This is a genomic window from Erythrobacter ani (assembly GCF_019204025.1).
GTDB lineage: Bacteria > Pseudomonadota > Alphaproteobacteria > Sphingomonadales > Sphingomonadaceae > Erythrobacter > Erythrobacter ani.
This window is the reverse complement of the sequence record NZ_JAGSPB010000002.1, coordinates 632,657-653,186: the sequence shown is the minus strand read 5'-3', so window position 1 is coordinate 653,186 and position 20,530 is coordinate 632,657. Positions and strand designations below refer to the sequence as shown.

Below are 20,530 nucleotides of genomic sequence, written 5' to 3'. Positions count from 1 at the left end.
TCGCAAACGCCTAGGCTTCCCCTCGTACAACGAGGGAGAGCAGGCGTGAGCGACGAGATTTTTCCGGTTCCTGACAAATGGGCAGAGACCGCCAAAATCAACGAAGCCGAATATCATGAACGCTATGCCCGTTCGCTGACCGATCCGGACGGGTTCTGGAACGCAGAAAGCCAGCGGATCGACTGGATCCATCCATACGAGACCCTCAAGGACGTCAGCTACGACGAAGCCGATTTCCGCATCGGCTGGTTCCTCGGCGGGAAGCTTAATATTTGCGCCAACGCGCTCGACCGGCATCTCGAAGAGCGCGGCGATACACCTGCGATCATCTGGGAGCCTGACGACCCGGAGACACAGGCTCGCACTCTCACCTACCGCGATCTGCATGCGCGGGTCTGCAAGTTCGCCAACGTGCTGACGGTTAATGGCGTCGGCAAGGGCGACCGGGTTACCATCTACCTGCCCATGATCCCGGAGGCGGCCATCGCGATGCTGGCCTGTGCGCGGATCGGCGCGGTGCATTCGGTGGTGTTCGCCGGGTTCTCCCCCGATGCCCTGGCCGGACGGATCGAAGACTGCCAATCGAACATCGTTATTACCGCCGACGAAGGTCTGCGCGGCGGAAAACCTGTGCCGCTGAAGGCCAATGTCGATGCGGCCCTTGAAAAGGTCGAGGTTGGGCGGGTGATCGTCTATCGCCATACCGGCGCGGATGTGGACTTCAACCCGGTGCGGGATGTATGGTGGGATGACGCGATCGAGGTCGCAGCGCCGCTTTGCGAACCTGAAACGATGGACGCGGAGGACCCGCTTTTCATTCTCTACACCAGCGGCTCAACCGGGAAGCCCAAAGGCGTGCTGCATACGACTGGCGGCTATGCCGTCTGGGCCAGCATGACCCACGAATACGTTTTCGATTACCGCCCCGGTCAGATTTACTGGTGCGCGGCGGATGTCGGCTGGGTCACCGGTCACAGCTATGTTGTCTACGGGCCGCTTATCAATGGCGCGACGCAAGTGATGTTCGAAGGCGTGCCCAACTATCCCGATCACAGCCGTTTCTGGCAGGTGGTAGACAAGCACAAGGTCGAAATTTTCTATGCCGCGCCGACCGCTCTTCGCGCGCTCATGCGCGAGGGGGATGAGTGGGTCACGAAAACCGACCGCTCCTCGTTGCGCTTGCTCGGCAGCGTTGGTGAGCCGATCAATCCCGAAGCGTGGGACTGGTATCACCGCGTCGTGGGCGAGCGGCGCTGCCCCATCGTCGACACGTGGTGGCAAACCGAAACGGGCGCGGCGATGATCACTCCTCTTCCCGGTGCAACCGCGCTCAAACCCGGTAGTGCGAGCAAACCGATGTTCGGTGTGCAGCCCGCTCTGGTCGATCCGGAAAAGGGCACGTTGCTCGACGGAGCGACAGCGGGAGCGCTGGTCATCACCGACAGCTGGCCTGGCCAGATGCGCACCGTTTACGGCGACCACGACAGGTTCTTCCAGACCTACTTCAGCCAATATCCAGGCTACTATTTTACCGGCGATGGCGCGCGCCGGGACGAAGACGGATATTACTGGATCACCGGACGGATCGACGACGTCATCAATGTGTCGGGACACCGGATGGGCACTGCCGAGGTGGAAAGCGCGCTGGTCGAGCACCCGCTGGTGTCCGAGGCGGCGGTCGTGGGCATGCCGCACGAGGTCAAGGGTCAGGGCATCTATGCCTACGTCACGACCAATGCGGGCACCGACGATAACGATGAGCTGCGCAAAGAACTGGTCCAGTGGGTTCGCAAGGAAATCGGCCCGATCGCAACTCCCGACGTGCTGCAATTCGCACCCGGCCTGCCCAAGACCCGGTCGGGAAAGATCATGCGCCGCATCCTGCGCAAGATCGCCGAGAACGACATGAGCAATCTGGGCGATACCTCCACGCTTGCCGACCCTTCGGTGGTCGATGATCTTGTCGCGAACCGTCCGCAATAATTCTCACCTCCCGGGGACTTTATCAATGAACAGACTTCTTGCCGCCTGCGCTGCCATCGCCCTTATCTCGCTGCCATCGCAGGCACAGTCCGATAGAACCGCGGAAACGGAGGCCCGCCCGGTCAGCGAGCAAATAGGTGCGGGCGGACGGCCCGTAGGCGCGATCTGGAGCCGCAGCCCGGTCCACGCCGAAAACGGCATGGCTGCAACCGCGCACCCGCTCGCGACGCAGGTGGCGCTCGATATCCTCAAAAGTGGCGGCAATGCCGTGGACGCAGCAATCGCTGCCAACGCTGCGCTCGGATTGATGGAGCCGACCGGCAACGGGATCGGGGGCGATCTGTTCGCGATCATTTACGATCCCAAGACCGGCGAACTCCATGGGATCAACGGATCGGGTCGATCGCCTTCGGGTCAGACGCTCGACCAGCTGAAGGAAAAGCTCGGCGGCGCGGACAGCCTGCCGCCAGTGGGCGTGCTGCCCGTGACCATTCCAGGCACGGTCGATGCGTGGTTCGCAATGCACGCGCGTTTCGGGTCGAAGCCGATGGCGGAAATCCTCGCCCCAACCGTCACCTACGCGCGCGAAGGGCATCCCGTTGCCCCTGTAATCGGCATGTATTTCGACCGCGCGCTGCGAGCCTTCGAACGGCGGCAGGAAACCACACCGTTTGAATTCGACAATGCCCGCGCGACATGGTTTGCCGATGGTCCGCCCAAGGCTGGCGAGATCTACCGGAACCCTGATCTCGGCAACACGCTGGAGGCGGTCGGGCGCGAAGGCCGCGATGCGTTCTACGAGGGCCGCCTTGCAGAGGTCATGGTCGATTACCTCCAGCGGCAAGGCTCTGCCTATACAGCCGAGGATTTCGCCAATCACACCAGCACATGGGTCGAGCCTGCCTGCGTCACATACCGAAACGGTTTCGAGCTGTGCGAATTGCCGCCCAACGGTCAGGGTTTTGCCGCGCTGCAGATGGTGAACATACTCAAGAACATCGATATCGCCCAATGGGAGCGGGGATCACCCGAAGTCATCCACTACATCACCGAAGCGAAACGGCTAGCACATGCCGATGTCGCCCGGTTTTACGCCGATCCCGATTTCTCGCCTTTCCCAATGCAGCTGCTCACCGACGAATACGGTAAAGAACGTTTCGCCCTGATCGATCCCAACCGCGCGACTCCCGAATTCGAGCCTGGCACGATCGAAATCGAACCGAAGCTGGAAGGTGAAGGTGACACGACATACCTTACCGTCGTCGATGGTGACGGGCTGATGGTCAGCCTGATCCAGTCGAATTATCGCGGCATGGGCTCGGGACTGGTGCCCGACGGCCTCGGTTTCATGTTCCAGGACCGGGGCGAGCTCTACAGCCTCGATTCCAACCATCCCAACGCCTACGAACCTTCCAAACGTCCGTTTCAGACGATCATCCCCGCCTTCGTCAAAAAGGATGGGCAGCCTTACATGACGCTCGGATTGATGGGCGGCGGAATGCAGCCTCAAGGCCATGTGCAGGTCCTGATCAATATCGCGGATTACGGGATGAATCTGCAGGAGGCAGGCGACGCTGCGCGGATCAATCACGATGGTGGGCGCCAGCCGACCGAACCGCTGGGCGGACCCTCCAAAGACCCGCTCGGCACGCTCAACGTCGAACCCGGCATTCCGGCGGAAACTGTAGAGGCACTGAGGGCGATGGGCCATAACGTGCGCGTCGTAAGCAACGGCATCATGTTCGGCGGATACCAAGCCATCGCCCGCGACCCGGAGACCGGCGTCCTCACCGGAGCGACGGAAATGCGCAAGGACGGACAGGCGCAAGGCTATTGATCCCGTTCGAGCACACCTCTTGCCCCGCGCAGTCCAAGCTGCGAAAGGGACAGTCAAACTAGTTTCAGGAGTAACTTGTGGCCGGAATGGTGCCGTTTAACTGGGAAGATCCGTTCGATCTGGAAACCCAGCTGACAGAAGACGAGCGGATGATCCGCGACACGGCCAATGCGTTTGCGCAGAGCGAATTGCAGCCGCGTGTCATCGAAGCGTATCGCAACGAAGTCTCTGCACCCGAGCTGTTCCCGCTGATGGGTCAGGCAGGCCTGCTCGGAGCGACAATCCCGGAGGAATATGGCGGCGTCGGCGCGACCTATGTCGCCTACGGACTGATCGCCCGCGAAATCGAGCGGGTGGACAGCGGATACCGGTCGATGGCCTCGGTCCAATCCAGCCTCGTGATGCATCCGATCCATGCCTATGGCTCTGAGGAGCAGCGGCGCAAATACCTCCCCGGCCTCGCCAGTGGCGAACTGATCGGGTGTTTCGGCCTGACCGAGCCCGATGCCGGTTCCGACCCGGCGGGCATGAAAACGGTCGCGAGGAAAGACGGTGATGGCTACGTCATCAACGGGTCGAAAACCTGGATTTCGAACTCACCCTTCGCCGATGTTTTCGTGGTCTGGGCGAAATCCGAAGAGCATGGCGGCGGCATTCGAGGGTTCGTCCTCGAAAAAGGCATGAAAGGCCTTTCTGCGCCAAAGATCGACGGCAAGATATCGCTGCGCGCCTCGACCACTGGCGGCATCGTTATGGAAGATGTGAAACTGCCCGCCGATGCGTTGTTGCCCGATGTGCAGGGGCTCAAGGGCCCATTCGGTTGTCTCAACCGCGCGCGTTACGGCATCAGCTGGGGCGCGATGGGCGCGGCGGAATTCTGCATGCACGCCGCACGGCAATACGGCCTTGATCGCAAGCAATTTGACCGTCCACTCGCAGCGACCCAGCTGTTCCAGAAGAAGCTGGCCGACATGATGAGCGATATCGCGCTGGGCCTGCAGGCCTCGTTGCGCGTCGGCCGCCTGATGGATGAAGGCCGCTTCGCACCGGACATGATCTCAATTGTAAAACGCAACAATGTCGGCAAGGCGCTCGATATTGCGCGGCAAGCACGTGACATGCACGGCGGCAATGGCATCTCTGAGGAGTACCAGGTTATCCGCCATATGGTGAACCTCGAGACGGTCAACACCTACGAAGGGACACATGATGTCCATGCGCTGATCCTGGGCCGAGCCATTACGGGGATTGCGGCGTTCGGGTGATGTTGCGCTGTCCTACACATGGCCTGATTGGCATTATCGCCGAATGACCGGAACGACCGCCCTTCTTACCCATTGGTTTTCCATGGCCAGACATGTTGAAATCGCCCGCCATTTCATGCCTCAGGACCGTGTAACATGCGGTCCATGTCTCGGCTGGGAAGGAGTGGTCACGTGATGATGAAGCTCTACGGTTACTACCGCAGTTCGACCTCGTACCGGCTGCGAATCGCGCTTGAGCTGAAAGGGCTCGAATACGAGCAGGACCCGGTGAACCTGCTGGAAAGTGCGCAAAAGGGCGAAGCCTTCAGCAGCCGCAATCCGTTCGCTTCGGTTCCCATGCTGGAAGCGCAGGGCCGCGACCGCGCCCAATCGATGGCGATGCTCGAATGGCTGGACGAGGCGTACCCGGAAAACCCGCTGCTGCCGACCGATATCGAGGATCGCTACACGGTCCGCGAACTGGCCTATGCGATCGCGACCGAACTGCACGCGCCGCTCAACCTGCCGGTCCTCAAATACCTGAAAGACCCTCTCGGACATTCGCAGCGCGTGGTCGATCACTGGTATCGCCACTGGCTGAAACGGACCTTGACGCCGGTCGAGACGCGGCTCGCCCAACTCGATACCGGTGACTTTCTGCTGAACGCGCCCGGCATGTTCGAAGCGGTCCTGATCCCGCAAATCTACAACGCGCGGCGATTTCACTACGACCTGTCGGAAAGCCCGCGCATCTGCCGGATCGAAACCGCCTGCCTTGCCCTGCCCGCTTTCCAGCGCGCACATCCCAACAATCAGCCCGACAATCCCGGTTAATTGGCCCACAGAAAGGCAGAAGCCTCATGAAACTCGCAACGCTCAACGATGGAACCCGCGACGGAAAACTCGTCGTCGTGTCCAAGGATCTCACCCGCTGCTGCGCCGCCGGCTACATCGCTCCGACGATGCAGTACGCGCTCGACAACTGGGAGCGTGTTGCCCCGGAGCTCGAGGTTCTGGCAAGAGACGTCGAGCATGAAACGGTGCCGTGCGAACGCTTCCATGAGCGTCAGGCGCATTCCCCGCTGCCTCGCGCTTACCAATGGGCGGACGGCTCCGCCTACATCAATCACGTCGAACTGGTGCGTAAAGCGCGCGATGCCGAAGTGCCGGACAGCTTTTACCACGATCCATTGATGTACCAGGGCGGCAGCGACGGCTTCCTGCCCCCGCGCGCCGATATCCCGCTGGGCGATCCGGCCTGGGGCTGCGACATGGAGGGCGAAGTCGCCATCGTCACCAATGACGTGCCGATGGGCGTAAGCGCCGAAGATGCAGCCGATCACATCAAGTTGATCATGTTGGTCAACGACGTGTCACTGCGCGGCCTGATACCAGGCGAACTCGCGAAGGGATTCGGCTTCTTCCAGTCGAAACCTGCGAGCGCGTTCTCACCCGTTTGCGTCACGCCGGATGAATTAGGCGATGCGTGGAAAGACAGCCTGATCCATCTGCCATTGATGGTCGACTACAATGGCGAGCCCTTCGGACGCGCCGAGGTGGGTAAGGACGCGACCTTCAACATGGCGCAGCTGGTCGCGCATGCCGCCAAGACCCGCGATCTGTGCGCAGGGACCATCATCGGCTCGGGCACGATCAGCAATAAGGGCGAAGATGGCGGTCCTGGAAAACCGGTCTCCGATGGCGGTCTCGGTTATTCGTGCATCGCCGAGATTCGCATGATCGAAACGATCCGTGACGGGGAGCCAAGCACCCGTTTCATGCGCGCAGGCGACACGGTGAAGGTCGAAATGCGCGATGCGGACAACCACTCGATCTTCGGTTCGATCGAACAGACGGTGGTCGACGTCTAGTCGCCGGCCTCAACCGTCTGCCAACGACCGGCGCCGCGCGATCTTGCCTTCGCGCCGCTCATCGATCCTTTCGACAAAGCAGTGGTTCACGTCGCGATGTTCGGCCTCATCTGCTCGGACAGCGATGATGACATCGCGCAGGCGCGCATCACTCGGAAGCTGCCAGTAATCGATGGCGATCTGCGGCGCGGGCACGTTTTCGTGGCGTCCCGCATCGACCTCTTCGAGATATTGCGAGTAGCTGAACACCGCTTCCTCCTCAAAATAGCCGACGACGCGGTGAGCTGTGCGCGGTGCGAGGAGGTAGAGGAAAAAGTAGAAGTTGTAGAAGATCATCTGGACCGCGACTATCAAGGCGCGCTCTAACCAGTTCGGCTGTGCGATCTCGATGAAGGTCATCAGGTGCATCCGCTCGTTTTCGGCCTCATCCAGCAGCGTGCGGATCCAGCCTTCATCGTCGCGCATATTGCGGAGCGCTTTCAGATGCTGCCAAAGCCCGCCGACCATGCCCGGCACCGCCGCAACCGTTTCGAGCACAACTGCCCGGTGGCCATAGCGTTGTGCAAAGAACGTATCCGCGAAGAACCGGAGCGTTTTTACGAAAGCAAACGCGACGCGATCGCTCATGGACTCTGGCGCTACATGAACAGCGATGTCGGCATCGAAATTGACCTGCCGAACTAATGGACGCGCATCAAAATGTTGCATGGGGCTCTCCTTCGATTGCCCCGGAAATATAACGATTCAGAGTGTGAAATTCCCGCGAAACAGGCACACCAAGTGTTCGGTTTCACGCAACATTCAGAAGCCGAGGCTCTCCGCGACTGCAGGATTTACAATCCTGCCCTGATGCACGTTCAGCCCCAGTGCGAGGTGCGGATCATCCTCGCACGCCGCAATGCCCTTGTTCGCCAGCGCAAGGCCGAAGGGCAGTGTTGCATTATTCAAAGCATAGCTTGAGGTATGCGGAACAGCACCGGGCATGTTCGCGACGCAATAGTGAATGATGTCGTCGACAAGGTAGGTCGGATTTTCGTGCGTGGTCGGCTTGGACGTCTCGAAACAGCCGCCCTGATCGATGGCAACGTCCACCAATACTGCGCGGTGCTTCATCAGCGGCAGCATATCGCGGGTAATCAGACGGGGGGCGCTGGCTCCTGGTACGAGAACCGCACCGATGACCACATCGGCTTCGGTAATGGCATCCTCGATCGTTCCGGCATTCGAGTAACGCGTCGTGGCGCGACCCTGGAACATATCGTCAAGTTCGCGGATGCGCGGAAGCGAGCGGTCGAGAATCTCGACATTCGCACCAAGGCCGACGGCCATGCGCGCGGCCTGCGTGCCGACCACACCGCCGCCGATCACGACAACCTTAGCGGGAAGTACACCAGGCACGCCCCCCATCAGGATGCCTCGGCCGCCATTGTTCTTGTGGCTGGCCTGCGCACTCGCTTCGATTGACAGCCGCCCGGCGACTTCGCTCATCGGCGCGAGCAGCGGGAGAGAGCCGTCAGGTGCTGTGACCGTCTCGTATGCCACCGCCGAAACGCCGGACTCCATCAGGCCGCGTGCCTGATCGGGATCGGGAGCTAGGTGCAGATATGTGAAAAGGATCTGCCCTTCGCGCAGCTGCACCCACTCGTTGGGCTGCGGCTCCTTCACCTTTACGACCATGTCGGCGCGCGCAAAGACTTCCTCCGCGGTGTCGACGATCATCGCCCCGATCTTTTCGTAATCCTCATCGGTCTTGCTGATACCAAGCCCCGCACCGCTTTCGACGATCACTTCGTGACCGGTGGTCACGTATTCGCGAGCAGCCTCGGGCGTCAGGCCGACGCGGTATTCGTGGTTCTTGATCTCTTTGGGGACGCCGACGAGCATGATTCTCTCCTGGGGAAGCAGACTCGCAAAGCCATAATACCCGCGTAACAATGTTTCAATTGAAACAAACAGGATTACATGGCTAGACTGAATGCCAACAGTCGCGATTGGTACTGGCAGGCCTTGGCCAGCACGTTCGCCAAGTTCGACTTACTCGCAACCGGTTTGAGCAGGAGTTCGACCATGACCGCATATCCGACCGTAAAGATGTTGATTAAGGGCGAATGGGTCGCCGATGGCGGGAACGGCACGATGCCGGTTCACAATCCTGCGACCGAGGCCAAGTTGGGCGATTGCCCCAAGAGTTCGAAAGAGCAGCTCGACGCTGCGCTCACCGCAGCCGAAGAAACATTTCCCACCTGGGCGAACACGTCGGGGGCGCAAAGACACAAGATAATTAGCGGCGCAGCCCAATTGCTGCGTGAGCGAGCACCCGAGATTGCACGCGTCGTTACTCTGGAAATGGGCAAACCACATGCGCAAGCGCTCGCCGAAACGGTTGGAGCCGCGGACCTGATCGATTTTCTCGCAGAGGAAGCGAAGCGTCAGGGAGGGCGGCTTGTCCCGGTGCGCAGTCCGAACCTGCTCCAGCAGCGCGTCACGCAGGAGCCGATTGGACCCGCAATGCTGTTCACGCCGTGGAACTTCCCGATCAACCTGCCGGCGAAGAAGCTGGCGGGCGCACTTTCAGCCGGATGTTCTTGCATTCTCAAGCCTGCGGAAACGACGCCGGCCTCGGCGCAAATGCTGGTCGAATGTTTCGTCGATGCGGGCATTCCGGCAGGCGTGATCAATCTGGTCTATGGCGATCCGGCGATGATTTCGGAGCACTTGATTACTGCTCCCGCGACACGAAAGGTCAGCTTCACGGGTTCGACCGCGGTTGGCAAACAATTGGGAGCGCTTGCTGCGCAAGGGCTGAAACGGTTTACCGCTGAACTAGGCGGCCATGCGCCTGTCGTGATCGGAGAGAGTGCGGATTTCGACCGAACAGTTGCGGCCTGCGCGGGCACCAAGTTCCGCAATGCCGGCCAAGTCTGCGTTTCGCCGACACGCTTTCTGGTGGCGCGCGGCATTTATGACAAGTTCGTTGCCGAGTTCGCCCGGCGCTCTCAGGAACTCAAAGTCGGCGATGCCAGCAGCGACGAAGCGGTCGAGATGGGACCGCTTGCCCATGCGGGCCGCGTGACCGCGATGCAGGACTTGATGGACTCGATGGGCGGAGAACAGGGCGAGATCGTCGCCGGTGGATCCGCCATCGAAGGTTCGGGCCATTTTTTCCAGCCGACCGTCATCGCAGGACCATCCGCTGGCAGCCGGTTGATGACCGAAGAACCATTCGGCCCGGTCGCGGGGATAGTGCCCTACGACGATATCGAGGACGCCGTGCGGATCGCCAATTCGCTCCGTTACGGCCTCGCCGCATATGCCTTCACCGCCGATCTCGACGAGAGCCATTATCTCGGCAGCGCATTGCGTGCGGGCATGGTGGCGATCAACCATTTCGCGGTTGGATCACCGGAAACTCCGTTCGGCGGTACCGGCGACAGCGGCTTCGGATCGGAAAGCGGCGTTGAGGGCTACCTCGGTTATACCGAAACGAAGCTGGTGACAGTCGCCAAGTCAGGCGGCTGACCGCGCTCAGCGATCGGTGCGGCGCACGCCGGCGGCCCGCACGTCATCAAGGGTGGGATAACCATTGACCGCCATCAGCAGGTCCGCCTCTGCCAAGATGGAACGAAGCACCCAAGCCGCGCCGTCTGCCCCTCCGATCGCGAGGCCATAGGTATAGGGTCTGCCGACGCCAACCGCCCTCGCCCCGAGCGCGATCGCCTTCACCGCATCGGAACCTGACCGAATGCCGCTGTCGAACAGGACTGGGACATCGCCCGCTGCCTTCACGATCTCTTCCAACAGATCAATCGTCGCGATGCCGCCATTCGCCTGACGTCCCCCGTGATTCGAGCAATAGATCGCGTCGGCTCCCGTATCGACCGCTCTTCGCGCATCATCCGGGTGGCAAATCCCCTTGAGCACGATGGGCATCTTGGTGACGGACTTGAACCATTTCATGTCCTCCCACGTCAGCACCTGGCCAAAAACCTGCGCGAACATGCCGATGGCGGCAGCCGGGTCTTCTTCAGGCGGTTTGTCGAGCAGCGAACGGAAGACCGGATCGCAGAAATAATTCTTGAGCACCTTACCGCGCAGCTGGGGGAAATTGGAAGCGTTGAGATCGCGCGGCCGCCAGCCGGTCACCCATGTATCGAGCGTCACAACGAGCGCGGAATAGCCAGCTTTCTCAGCGCGCCCGATCAGACTTTCCGCGAATTCCCGATTGCGCGGCGTGTAAAGCTGGAAGAAAGCGGGCGTATCTCCGCATGCCTTCTTCACCTCCTCCAGCGGATCGTTCGACAACGTCGACGCGCAGAATGGGACGCCGGTCATCGCCGACGCTTTCGCCGCAGCAATATCGCCGTGCTGGTCCTGCGTGGCCTCTCCAGTCAGTCCGATCGGTGCCATGAAAAGCGGTGCGTCGAAGGAGTGTCCGAACAGCTCGATCGACAGGTCGCGCTCAGTGCAATCGACCATCATACGTGGGACCATGCCCCAGTGATGGAAGGCCGACGCGTTGGTATCCTGCGTGTGCTCATCACCGCATCCGCCGGCAACATAGTTCGTCAGCATCGGCCCCAGCGCTTCATGAGCGCGTTGTTCCAGCGTCGCGAAATCAACCGGAAAACGCGGCAATTGCCCGCTCAGCCCGGCATTGTAGATTTCGTTCTGCATTCCGCCGAAATTACGCATCTGGTGTTCTCTCCCATCGAATTCTTTGGAGCGAGAGTGGACCACACATGTGGCGCGATGGGCAAGCGGTTTGTCGGCTGGCTATTCGAACCGGCGCGCGAGGCTTTGCAATTGCGGGCGAATGCGCAGGTGCCATACGTACAAACGTTCAAGCAATCTCAAGATCACGCCATTGCGCGCGATTAACCCCAGCGGACGAATAGCTGGAATTGCGCGCCACATCGCCGCGAAGGCAGCAGCACCGCTAAGGATAGTGCCACTCTCCTCCGCGTGGAACCGCTCAAGCAACTTGGTTTGATCAATCGGGCAGTTCGGATCTGCCTCGTGCGCAACATCGATGAACCGAATGGCATCTTCCCGGTCGAGTTTGCGCATGAATGCGATTTCACGCTGGCACAAGGGACAGGCGCCGTCGAACCAGACGGTCACTTTATGCATTTTGAAATCTGTGACGGAGGTCGGTTCACTGATCATGCACTCGAGACGGCTTTGCCGCGAGGTTTGGGCCTGGTCTGGATCGTGAAGTAGATGATGAGGCTAACACCGATAATGCTCGGTCCCGCCCAGATGAGGGGATTGAAGACCTGATCCGGAATCCACCTGATCAATCCGACCGAAAGAAACGCGGTATAGGCCGATATCCCCATGCCGAGCAGTGCGCGAAAATGCTCGCCGACATAGCTTCGCGGATGGACATCTGTGCGCCAGATGAAAACCTGCTGTAGTGTCATGGCGACGATGCCGACCACGGCGACAAGCTGCATCAAAGGGTGTCCGACCCGCATGCCGAAATATCCGCACCACAATCCGGACAAAACAACGGCGCCCATGACAAGTTGATATCTCGGAGAACGCAGCGAAGGTCTGCTGTGGGCATGACGCACCACAGCAAGCCCGTAGTCGACAAACCCGATCGTCAGAATGCCCAGATACAGCATCATCCAACCGAAAAGTCCCGCGAACAGCTCCCTGTCGGTCACGGAAGGTATCCGCTCTTCCGGCCCGAATAGCGAAAGCAGCGCCATAGCAATCGCCAGGGCTCCCGCCGCGGCAAAACCATAGCAGGCGACCCGCCCGCCTTTTCGGTGGATGAGGGCCCCCTTCTTGGTCGCGATCGGCACCCAGAACGCAATGAGCCCGGTCGCACCGGCGATCACGTGGATCAAGATCAGGACTTCGAACAGGTGCATGTGGAGAACCTGTACACTTTGCCTTTGCCGCGCAAGTCCAACCACAGCGGTAACCGCTCTGGACCTCCGGGATGCAGCCGACAGACCGGTCAGCGCGGCATTCGGTTAATTCCCGTTTACCTTTCTTGAGAACCAAATTTTACGGCCCGGGCTGCATGTGTGGCCTCATGCCAAAGTCGCATATCTCGAAAGGCGCCCTGAGCGTTGGTCTGGCCGGGTTGGCTGCAATAGCGTCGGCACCTGCCAATGCAGCGCCTACGCTGGCAGCAAATGTCATGGCCAATCCCATGGCCTTCGCGCTCGATATGCCAATGCCAGCCGCCAATTACGGATGTTTCGGCGTCGCTGGACAATCGCTTGCATCGACGGCACCCCAAACCGCAGCAGCACCTTACAATAAGAGCGCAGCGATATTGGGCGGCGAGATGAGCGCTCTTGAGCGTATCAAGGCGCAACAAGCAGGGCCGAGCGTTGCAGGCACTTTATCCGTTAAGGCATTGGCCCAGGCGGCTCCCGTCAAACGTATGACGCCGTCGGCATCGGGTATTCGCATAGCGGCTTCGAATTGCACGACATTCGGCAACGCGGCACCACCTTCAATCAGCGGCGCGTCGCGCTGGAGTGAAAACCCGAACGAGTTTCTCGCGTCAAAGCGTGTCCGTATCGGGAAGACAAACTTCGACCGCGAATGGCAGCGCGTTGGCGCTCAGAGCATGTCGGGAACCTTCCGCAGAGCTTTCGGCGGCGACGTCGATCAAAGCCGCTCGACGATCGAACAGGTCAACCGCTGGGTGAATGATGAAATCAGCTATGTCGAGGACCGCGATCTCTTCGGCCGGGCCGATTACTGGGCTGGTGCTCGATTGACGATGACGCTGCGCAAGGGCGACTGCGAAGACATCGCGCTTACCAAGATGCAACTGCTCGCAGCAGCCGGTTTCCGGCGCGAAGACATGTATCTCACCATCGCCCGCGATACAGTTCGCAATGCGGACCATGCTTTATTGATCGTGAAGCTCGGTGAGAGGTTCGTAGTGCTCGATAATGCGACGGACACTGTGCTCGATGGGGCGTACTCTCACGATTACAGCCCGGTGCTCAGCTTCAATGCGAAGAGTGCCTGGGTCCACGGTTACTGAGAACGCCTTTATCAGCGTTCGGTCAATGCCCGGTCGAAAGCCTTGGATACCGGTTTGAGCAAATAGCTCAGGATCGTACGCCGACCCGTCAGAATCTCGACATCGCAGATCATCCCAGGAACGATCGGAAGCGATTGGCCACCCCGCTCAATTGCAGCACGATCCGTTTCGATGAGAACCGTATAGTACGCCTCGCGCTCGACTTCGTCGAAGATGCTGTCTGCGGAAACCTGCTGGACGACGCCGTTAAGCCCGCCATAGATCGAGAAATCGTATGCCGTGACCTTGACGTTGGCGCGGTCGCCAACCTTGATGAACGCGATATCGCTCGGGGCCACGCGGGTTTCGACGAGCAGCTTGTCCCCTACGGGGATGACCTGCATGATCTTTTCGCCGGCATTCACGAAGCCACCCTCGGTAGTGATCTGAACGTCGTTGACGATGCCATCGGCAGGCGCGCGGAGCTCGTTGCGTTGCTGGCGCGCTTCGGCGCCGCGGATCGTCTCTTCATTGACCGCAATGCGAGTGTTGACCTCGCTGCGCTCATTGAGCGCTTGCTGCCGGAAATCGAGCCGCGCGGAATTGAGATCCGCCTGTGCCTGACGGATTGCGGCGGAAGACCGCCCCGCGGCTTGCTGAGCCGCCGAAAGCCGCCCACGCAGATCGGTGAGTTCGCGCTGCGCGGTAAGAAGTTCGGTTCGCGGAACAATGCCCTGCCCTGCCAGCGGCTCGAGCATGCTTACCTGTTCGCTGGAAAGCCGAACGCTCTCGCGCAGTGACGAAACGGTTGCCTCGGCCTCGCGCAGATCGCGCCGACGCTGTTCCACTGCAGCCGCCAGCGATCGTTCGCGCGCGTTGGCCGCTGCGACGCGGGCCTGTTGCAAATTCTGTTCATCCGCGCAGATGGTACCGTCTTCGCACCCTAGTGAGCCGCCCGAAGCTTCCTGGGCCAGGCGCTCTGCACGTACGGAAAGCCGTTGATTCTCGGTCTGCAATTGTCCGAGTTCAGATGCCGATTGCGCATCGTCGAGCCGGACCAGCAATTGGCCCTTCTTCACCGACTGCCCACCTCGCACGAGGATTTCCTCGATCACCGCCGGTTCCGCCGGCTGGACAAGTTGAGCCTTGCTCGACGGGATGACACGGCCCGTCCCGCGCGTGATGCTGTCAACCTGAGCGAACGCCGACCACAGCAAGAGCATGGCGAGACCTGCGGCGGAGACTACGATCAACCGGCGCGGCGCGTCGAGAGCGGACCATTTCGCGAGCACGCTCATTGGGGGACTGCTCCATCGTCGATATTCGCAGCGACTTGCGACTGGATCGTTGCGCTATAGCTGCCTTCGGCAGATACTGGATCGGGGATTGAAAGGCGCCATTGCTTGGTTGTGTCGATCCGCCCGCCAATATCGGCAGCGGCATGGCGATCTGCGGGATCTGGCGCCACGGTTAGACCCGGAACCCAATTTTCTTTGACAGCGGGCTCGTTCGTGCCCGCGGCATCCGAAGAGAAGCGCGACCAGTTGATCTGAGGTATACGTTCGGATCGCGCCCAGTCGGCCGCAAAAGCGCGCGGCTCACCAGCTCTCCCTGGGAATCGATAGAAGATGTGGCGGCCGATCACATCGAGCTTGGAGAGCGTGTAGGCCCATTTCGGCACTACGTAGTCGGCGTGGTAATGGGTTGCTGTGCCGACGGCGCGCATCTGACTGCCGGCCAGCGCGTCTTTCGCCACTCGCTCGGATTCCTGCCATTGGCGTTGCAGCGGCGCCCGGGTTAGAGCCCCGTCGCAGGTAAAACTGAACTGGCAAACCCGCGCATTCACGCCTTCGTATACTACGCCGCAAACCGAATTGGGATAGGCCGGATGGCGCATGCGGTTCAGCACCACCTGGGCGACCGCACGCTTGCCATCGCGCGGCTCATTCGCGGCCTCGTAATATACTGCCTGGGTGAGGCATTTGAGCGCGTTCGAGTACGCTCCTGACCCGAACGCGATCGGGGTATATGCAGAAAGCGAGCGCGTCTTGCCTTTGACCACAGCGATGCGCGCATTGCGCGACTGCGCGTCACCACCCGAAAGCAAGACTTCCTGATGATCACCCGTCGACATTTCATCGAGATGATCGCTGATCGCCGGACCAAGCTGCTGCTCGATCGACTGCTGAGAGACACGCTCGATCGGCAAGCTCGGCGATGCTGCGAGGGTCACGACTGCGCCAAGGCAAATCGTTCTAATCACCAACTTGCCATTCTTGTTCATTGAGTCAGACCATCCAGATTAGCCCCGGCTGATTTGATGACCTCTTTGATGGGGCCATCCGCAACCACGCGGCCATTGCTGAAAACAATAATACGCTCACACAGCGCGAACAATGCCGGGCGATGCGTTGCGATGACCAGTGTCTGATTTTCGGACAGAGACGTGCGTAAACGTTCAACAAATTGTTTTTCGGTCTGGCTGTCCATCGCGCCGGTCGGCTCATCAAGGTAAAGCAGCTCGCACGGCGTGACCAGCGCCCGCGCCAGCGAAAGGAAAGAGCGCTGACCGCCGGAAAGCCGCCTGCCGCCCTCGCCTACCGGACGGTCGAAACCGCCGCTGTCGCGCGCCAGGAATTGGTCGGCACCGGTTTCGCGCAATGCGTCGAGGATACGTTGATCGGTAGCCTCGCGCCGTCCAAGCGACATGTTGTCCCGGATCGATCCGGAAAACAGGTCGGCATCTTGCCCCACGAAACGCAGCGTCTCGCGAAGCTGATTGGGACGGTGCTGCGCCGCATCGAGGCCATTGATAAGCATCGCGCCTTCGCTTGGCTCATACAGCCCGCACAGAACGCGGCCGAAGGTCGATTTGCCGGAGGCAACACGGCCAACCACCGCGATCCGCTCACCCGGCTTGATCTCGAGATTGATGTTTTCCAGCGCAGGCTGACCGCTCTCTGGATAGGAAAACCGCATGTCCTTGAACTGGATCAGCGGCTTCGTGATGGCGGATGGAGCGAGCGAACCACCTTTCTTGCGTTCGTCGCTGGCCTCGAAAAGCCGTTCGATGCTGCTCAGCATTTCAGTGGCCTGCCGCCCGCGCGTCAGGAGGAAGGCGATCTGCCCTGCCGGAGCAAGCGAGCGTGACGCCAGCATCACGATAGCGATGATCGCACCCATCGAAATCGATCCGGCAGCGAAGAGATAATAGCCGCCGATGATGAGCGAGACGGTCGAGAGTTGCTGGAATGTCTGCGCGAGACCGACCGCGACCGAATTGATATTGCGGAGTTTCTCCTGCGAATTCGCGCCTGCATCAGCGAGGCGATACCAACGCCCCAGCGTGCCGCCTTCGCCGCCCATGCTTTTCAGCGTTTCGATGCCTGCCAGCGATTCCACCAGAAGCGTCTGCTGCAATCCGTAATCGGCCTGCGCGTCCTGCGCGGCCTCCGTAACTTTACGCTGGAGAATAAAACCGGCGATCATCATCGCGGCGATGATGACGAGAGGGATCAGCGCGAGCCAACCGCCGATGATCGCGATCACGCCCACGAATACGAACAGGAACAGCAAATCGATCACGAGGACAACGGTGGTCGATGCGAAGAAATCGCGGACGATCGCATATTCCGATACGCGTGCTGCGAGCGCGCCGGTATGGCCTTGTCGTTCCTGCAGCGGCGTCGCGAGCAACCGGCCGAATATCTTCTGTGATAGCTTCAAGTCGAGCCGCCTCGAAATCTGGTCGAGGACAGCGGTCCTGCCTCTTCGCAAGGCGAATTCAAGCGCGAACACCAGAAGCACGCCGACGCCAAGCACCCACAATGTCTCTGTCGCCCTGTTGGGGATAACGCGATCATAAACGTTCATCGTGAACAGCGGCAGCGCCACAGCCAGCAAGTTGATGACCAAGGAAGCGAGGATCACCGGCCAGAACGAGCGTCTCTCTTTGCGCAATTCGCTCCAGAACCAGTGGCCACGAGCCTTGGCATGCCAGGGTGCTTCGCCTTTACGCTGGACGTCGGGATTGCTGAAGACGGAATACAGTCGCCCCGCAAAAGCGCTGGCGACGTCATCGTACGGAACCCAGTTTTCCTGAGCGATTTCAGGAGACCAGACGAGCATGTCGGTGCCGCGCGCTTCCAGCACGACGACGAAACGTTCATCGGCGAGTTCAATCAGTGCCGGATAGATCGCCTCAGCTTGTGGAAGCTTGCCGGGCTGCCTCGCATCGAAGTGAACACCCGCAAGTTCCAGCGCAGTTTCCGCCTGATGCCACGGCAAACGCCCATCCGCCTTTTTAGGCAGCTGGGCGAGAGCCGATGGCGACAAGCCATTGGCGTGACGTGCGGCCAGTTCGGCTACACAGAGTGATAGGCTGTCGACTTCAACGCCCAGCGATGGTTCATCTACCTTGGTCATGGGTCAACACTACGCGATATTCCCTTACTTGGGGTATACGCGCCGCTGCAGCTCCGCCTCGACAGGTGGCCCGTAATCGAACCGCGCGCGCTCTTCCTCTCCGGCACCCGTGCCTGCGGAAACGCCAAGCGCATCAAGGAAGTTGTTCGTCGCGGCCAAGATTTGATAACGCGCAAAGGTTTCCGAGAAACGCGCTGTTTCGAGACGGACCTGCGTGTTGAAACGCGTGTTCTGCGCATCGAGAACATCCAGCAACGAACGCCGTCCGATGTTGAACTGGCTGCGATAGGAAAGCAGCAAGTCGTCCGATACGGTGGACTGACGCTCAAGAGCGGTCAGCACGCGGCCCTGCGTTTCCAGAGCGTTCCACGCAGAACGCACGTCTTCTTCCGCCTCACGCTGACGCTGGTGAAGCGCATAGCGAGCGATCGATGACTGACGGACCGTTTCCTGCACGCGGGCATGACGGATACCGCTGTCGAAGACATTCCAGCGGAACACGACACGCCCTTGCACGTCGTTCGTTTCGCCGGCGAAGCCGTCGATATCGTCGCCAATCCGGCCGCGAACCTCGACGCCGATCGTCGGGTAGAGGTCGCCCTCAGCCGATTTCACGAGAGCATTGGCAGCATCAACGTCCGCCTGCGCTTCACGCACCAGCGGATTGCGGATCCTGGCTTGGCCGATCGCCTGATCGAGAGCCGTTGGAACCTGTGCCGAAAGTTCAGGCGGCATCGTCGCCGAATAGAGGTCCAAACCGGTCAGCGCGCGAAGTCGGATTTGTGCATCGACGACGTCACGGTTCGCTTCCTCTTCGCGAACGATCGCAGCTTGCAAGCGCTCTTCGGCCTGCTGCTGGTCCGCGATACTGATCGAGCCCTGCTCGACCCCCTGGGTAAGGTCGCCAACAAGCAATTCGTGAAAGCGACGGTTATCGCTCGCCGATGCCTGAATGCGCTCCTGCAGAAGGACATCGAGGTATTGCCTCGACACCTGGAGTGCGATGAATTCCGAACGTTCAAGAACGCGCAGCGATGCGCCATCGACGCGGGCGGCCTGACGAAGCAGTTCACCGCGACGCCGACCGAAATCGATTGCGGTCCATTCACCAGTGATCGCTGCTTCGAGTGGGAAGAGCTCATCATCGGCAATCCCGAGATTGCGCCGCGTGGTGTTTTCCAGCCTGCGAACGCCAGCCGAAGCTTCGACGTCGATGCGCGGACCGAATAGACCTTGAGCCTGCTTGCGCTCGAATTGGATCGCTTCTTTGTTAAACTGCGCCTGAAGGATCTCAGGGTTCGCCCGCATGGCGGCATCGATCGCCGCCTGCATGGAGATAACGTCCTGCGTTTCCTGGGCGTAAGCAACAGGTGCGGCGCTGGCGAGCATGGCTGCCATTACGGCTGGAACTAAGAGCTTTTTCATTTTCATTTCCCCCACCTCACTGCGAAACAGTGATCTCGACCCGGCGATTTTCCGGGCTACGAATACCATCTGCAGTCGGGACCCGAGGGTTGGTTTCACCCTCGGCGCTAATTGACATTGCGCTGCGTTCGATACCGAGATCGACCATCAAATCCGCGATCGCCTCCGCACGCCGTAGCGAAAGAGTTTCGTTATAGGAATTGCTTCCTGCTCGGTCGGCATGGCCGACGACGCGGAATGAATCCCATCCGCATGTCGCGGCATTACCCGCGAGGAACTGGATCGTCTGGCTTGCGCCTTCCGCAGGTTCGGCAGAATCGAACGGGAAAAACACGATGCCCGGTTGCTGATCCGCGCACACCTCTGGGGCTGGCGGCGGAGGTGGTGGAGCCGGCGGTGGCGCGACAGGACGGCGCGGAATTTGCGTCATCAGGCCGTAAGCGTAATCGCATTTAGCGATGCTCGGTTCGTCACGCGTATCGGATTTCAAGAAGCCAAGCGCAATCGCGCACTGAGCTTTCGCCTCGGAAGCCCAAAGATAACGCGGATCGTTGGCGGCGACGACATCGACATTGTTGGTCGCGGCCAATGCGGCGTCATAACGCATCTGAACCGCGCCCCGCAATTCATCAGTGTCATTGCTCGCCAGATCGGCACTCAATTCCTGCGCAGATAGCGAGGCAGGAACCGAGGCGCCAATCATGGCCAGTGCGCCTATCACGGTGTTGTTCATTCGCATTTAAAG

General features: G+C 60.2%; 17 protein-coding genes. 7 read left to right on the top strand and 10 right to left on the bottom strand.

Translation table 11 applies throughout. The features are described 5' to 3' along the window. Positions 1 to 45: 45 nt before the first annotated feature. The 5 genes from acs (at position 46) to KCG45_RS10010 (ending at position 6,935) form a co-directional block, all read left to right on the top strand. The gene (acs, locus tag KCG45_RS10030; protein ID WP_218317103.1) at positions 46 to 1,983 is read left to right on the top strand and encodes an acetate--CoA ligase; all 1,938 of its coding nucleotides are present in this window, start codon (positions 46 to 48) and stop codon (positions 1,981 to 1,983) included. Between the two features lie 25 nt (positions 1,984 to 2,008). Beyond that, positions 2,009 to 3,820 carry a gamma-glutamyltransferase family protein gene (locus KCG45_RS10025; protein WP_218317102.1) on the top strand — a complete coding sequence of 604 codons (1,812 nt, stop codon included), beginning with the start codon at positions 2,009 to 2,011 and terminating at the stop codon, positions 3,818 to 3,820. A gap of 86 nt (positions 3,821 to 3,906) precedes the next feature. Beyond that, positions 3,907 to 5,085: an acyl-CoA dehydrogenase gene (locus KCG45_RS10020; protein WP_218317632.1), complete on the top strand. Its 1,179-nt coding sequence runs from the start codon at positions 3,907 to 3,909 to the stop codon at positions 5,083 to 5,085. A 177-nt stretch (positions 5,086 to 5,262) separates the two neighbouring features. Further along, positions 5,263 to 5,898 (top strand): maleylacetoacetate isomerase, encoded by a 636-nt coding sequence (gene maiA, locus KCG45_RS10015; RefSeq protein WP_218317631.1) that lies wholly within the window; start codon positions 5,263 to 5,265, stop codon positions 5,896 to 5,898. A 26-nt stretch (positions 5,899 to 5,924) separates the two neighbouring features. Next, positions 5,925 to 6,935, top strand: a complete 1,011-nt coding sequence (locus KCG45_RS10010; protein WP_218317101.1) for a fumarylacetoacetate hydrolase family protein — start codon at positions 5,925 to 5,927, stop codon at positions 6,933 to 6,935. A gap of 9 nt (positions 6,936 to 6,944) precedes the next feature. Here KCG45_RS10010 and KCG45_RS10005 read toward each other — a convergent pair whose 3' ends face one another. Together KCG45_RS10005 and ald are read right to left on the bottom strand one after the other, a co-directional pair. After that, the gene (locus KCG45_RS10005; RefSeq protein ID WP_218317100.1) at positions 6,945 to 7,643 is read right to left on the bottom strand and encodes an alternative oxidase; all 699 of its coding nucleotides are present in this window, start codon (positions 7,641 to 7,643) and stop codon (positions 6,945 to 6,947) included. A gap of 93 nt (positions 7,644 to 7,736) precedes the next feature. Beyond that, positions 7,737 to 8,819: an alanine dehydrogenase gene (ald, locus tag KCG45_RS10000; RefSeq protein WP_218317099.1), complete on the bottom strand. Its 1,083-nt coding sequence runs from the start codon at positions 8,817 to 8,819 to the stop codon at positions 7,737 to 7,739. 78 nt (positions 8,820 to 8,897) lie between these two features. Here ald and KCG45_RS09995 point away from each other — a divergent pair, with 78 nt between their 5' ends. Beyond that, positions 8,898 to 10,454, top strand: coding sequence for an NAD-dependent succinate-semialdehyde dehydrogenase (locus tag KCG45_RS09995; protein WP_255548123.1), 1,557 nt, complete (start codon positions 8,898 to 8,900; stop codon positions 10,452 to 10,454). Between the two features lie 6 nt (positions 10,455 to 10,460). Here KCG45_RS09995 and KCG45_RS09990 read toward each other — a convergent pair whose 3' ends face one another. From KCG45_RS09990 to KCG45_RS09980, 3 genes are all read right to left on the bottom strand, one after another. Continuing rightward, complete coding sequence (locus KCG45_RS09990) at positions 10,461 to 11,627, bottom strand: alpha-hydroxy-acid oxidizing protein (RefSeq protein WP_218317098.1); 1,167 nt, start codon at positions 11,625 to 11,627, stop codon at positions 10,461 to 10,463. 81 nt (positions 11,628 to 11,708) lie between these two features. After that, complete coding sequence (locus tag KCG45_RS09985) at positions 11,709 to 12,065, bottom strand: thiol-disulfide oxidoreductase DCC family protein (protein WP_218317097.1); 357 nt, start codon at positions 12,063 to 12,065, stop codon at positions 11,709 to 11,711. 32 nt (positions 12,066 to 12,097) lie between these two features. Beyond that, a complete protein-coding gene (locus tag KCG45_RS09980) occupies positions 12,098 to 12,817 on the bottom strand; it encodes a hypothetical protein (protein ID WP_218317096.1) in 720 nt (239 codons plus the stop codon). Positions 12,818 to 12,984: 167 nt separating this feature from the next. On the opposite strand from KCG45_RS09980, the gene KCG45_RS09975 reads away from it, so the two are divergent. Next, a complete protein-coding gene (locus KCG45_RS09975; protein ID WP_218317095.1) occupies positions 12,985 to 13,956 on the top strand; it encodes a transglutaminase-like cysteine peptidase in 972 nt (323 codons plus the stop codon). 11 nt (positions 13,957 to 13,967) lie between these two features. Here the strand turns inward: KCG45_RS09975 and KCG45_RS09970 are convergent, their stop codons facing one another. Genes KCG45_RS09970 through KCG45_RS09950 form a run of 5 tightly spaced genes read right to left on the bottom strand, consistent with a single transcriptional unit; the run spans position 13,968 to position 20,524 of the window. Beyond that, positions 13,968 to 15,233: an HlyD family type I secretion periplasmic adaptor subunit gene (locus KCG45_RS09970; protein ID WP_218317094.1), complete on the bottom strand. Its 1,266-nt coding sequence runs from the start codon at positions 15,231 to 15,233 to the stop codon at positions 13,968 to 13,970. Further along, a complete protein-coding gene (locus tag KCG45_RS09965; protein ID WP_218317093.1) occupies positions 15,230 to 16,219 on the bottom strand; it encodes a cell wall hydrolase in 990 nt (329 codons plus the stop codon). The genes KCG45_RS09970 and KCG45_RS09965 overlap by 4 nt, the downstream gene beginning before the upstream one ends. Then, on the bottom strand, positions 16,216 to 18,360 hold the full coding sequence (locus tag KCG45_RS09960) for a type I secretion system permease/ATPase (RefSeq protein WP_218317092.1): 2,145 nt from the start codon (positions 18,358 to 18,360) through the stop codon (positions 16,216 to 16,218). The genes KCG45_RS09965 and KCG45_RS09960 overlap by 4 nt, the downstream gene beginning before the upstream one ends. A gap of 24 nt (positions 18,361 to 18,384) precedes the next feature. Beyond that, entirely contained in the window at positions 18,385 to 19,785 is a 1,401-nt protein-coding gene (locus tag KCG45_RS09955) for a TolC family protein (RefSeq protein WP_218317091.1), read from the bottom strand. Between the two features lie 16 nt (positions 19,786 to 19,801). Beyond that, complete coding sequence (locus tag KCG45_RS09950) at positions 19,802 to 20,524, bottom strand: OmpA family protein (protein ID WP_218317090.1); 723 nt, start codon at positions 20,522 to 20,524, stop codon at positions 19,802 to 19,804. Positions 20,525 to 20,530 lie beyond the last annotated feature (6 nt).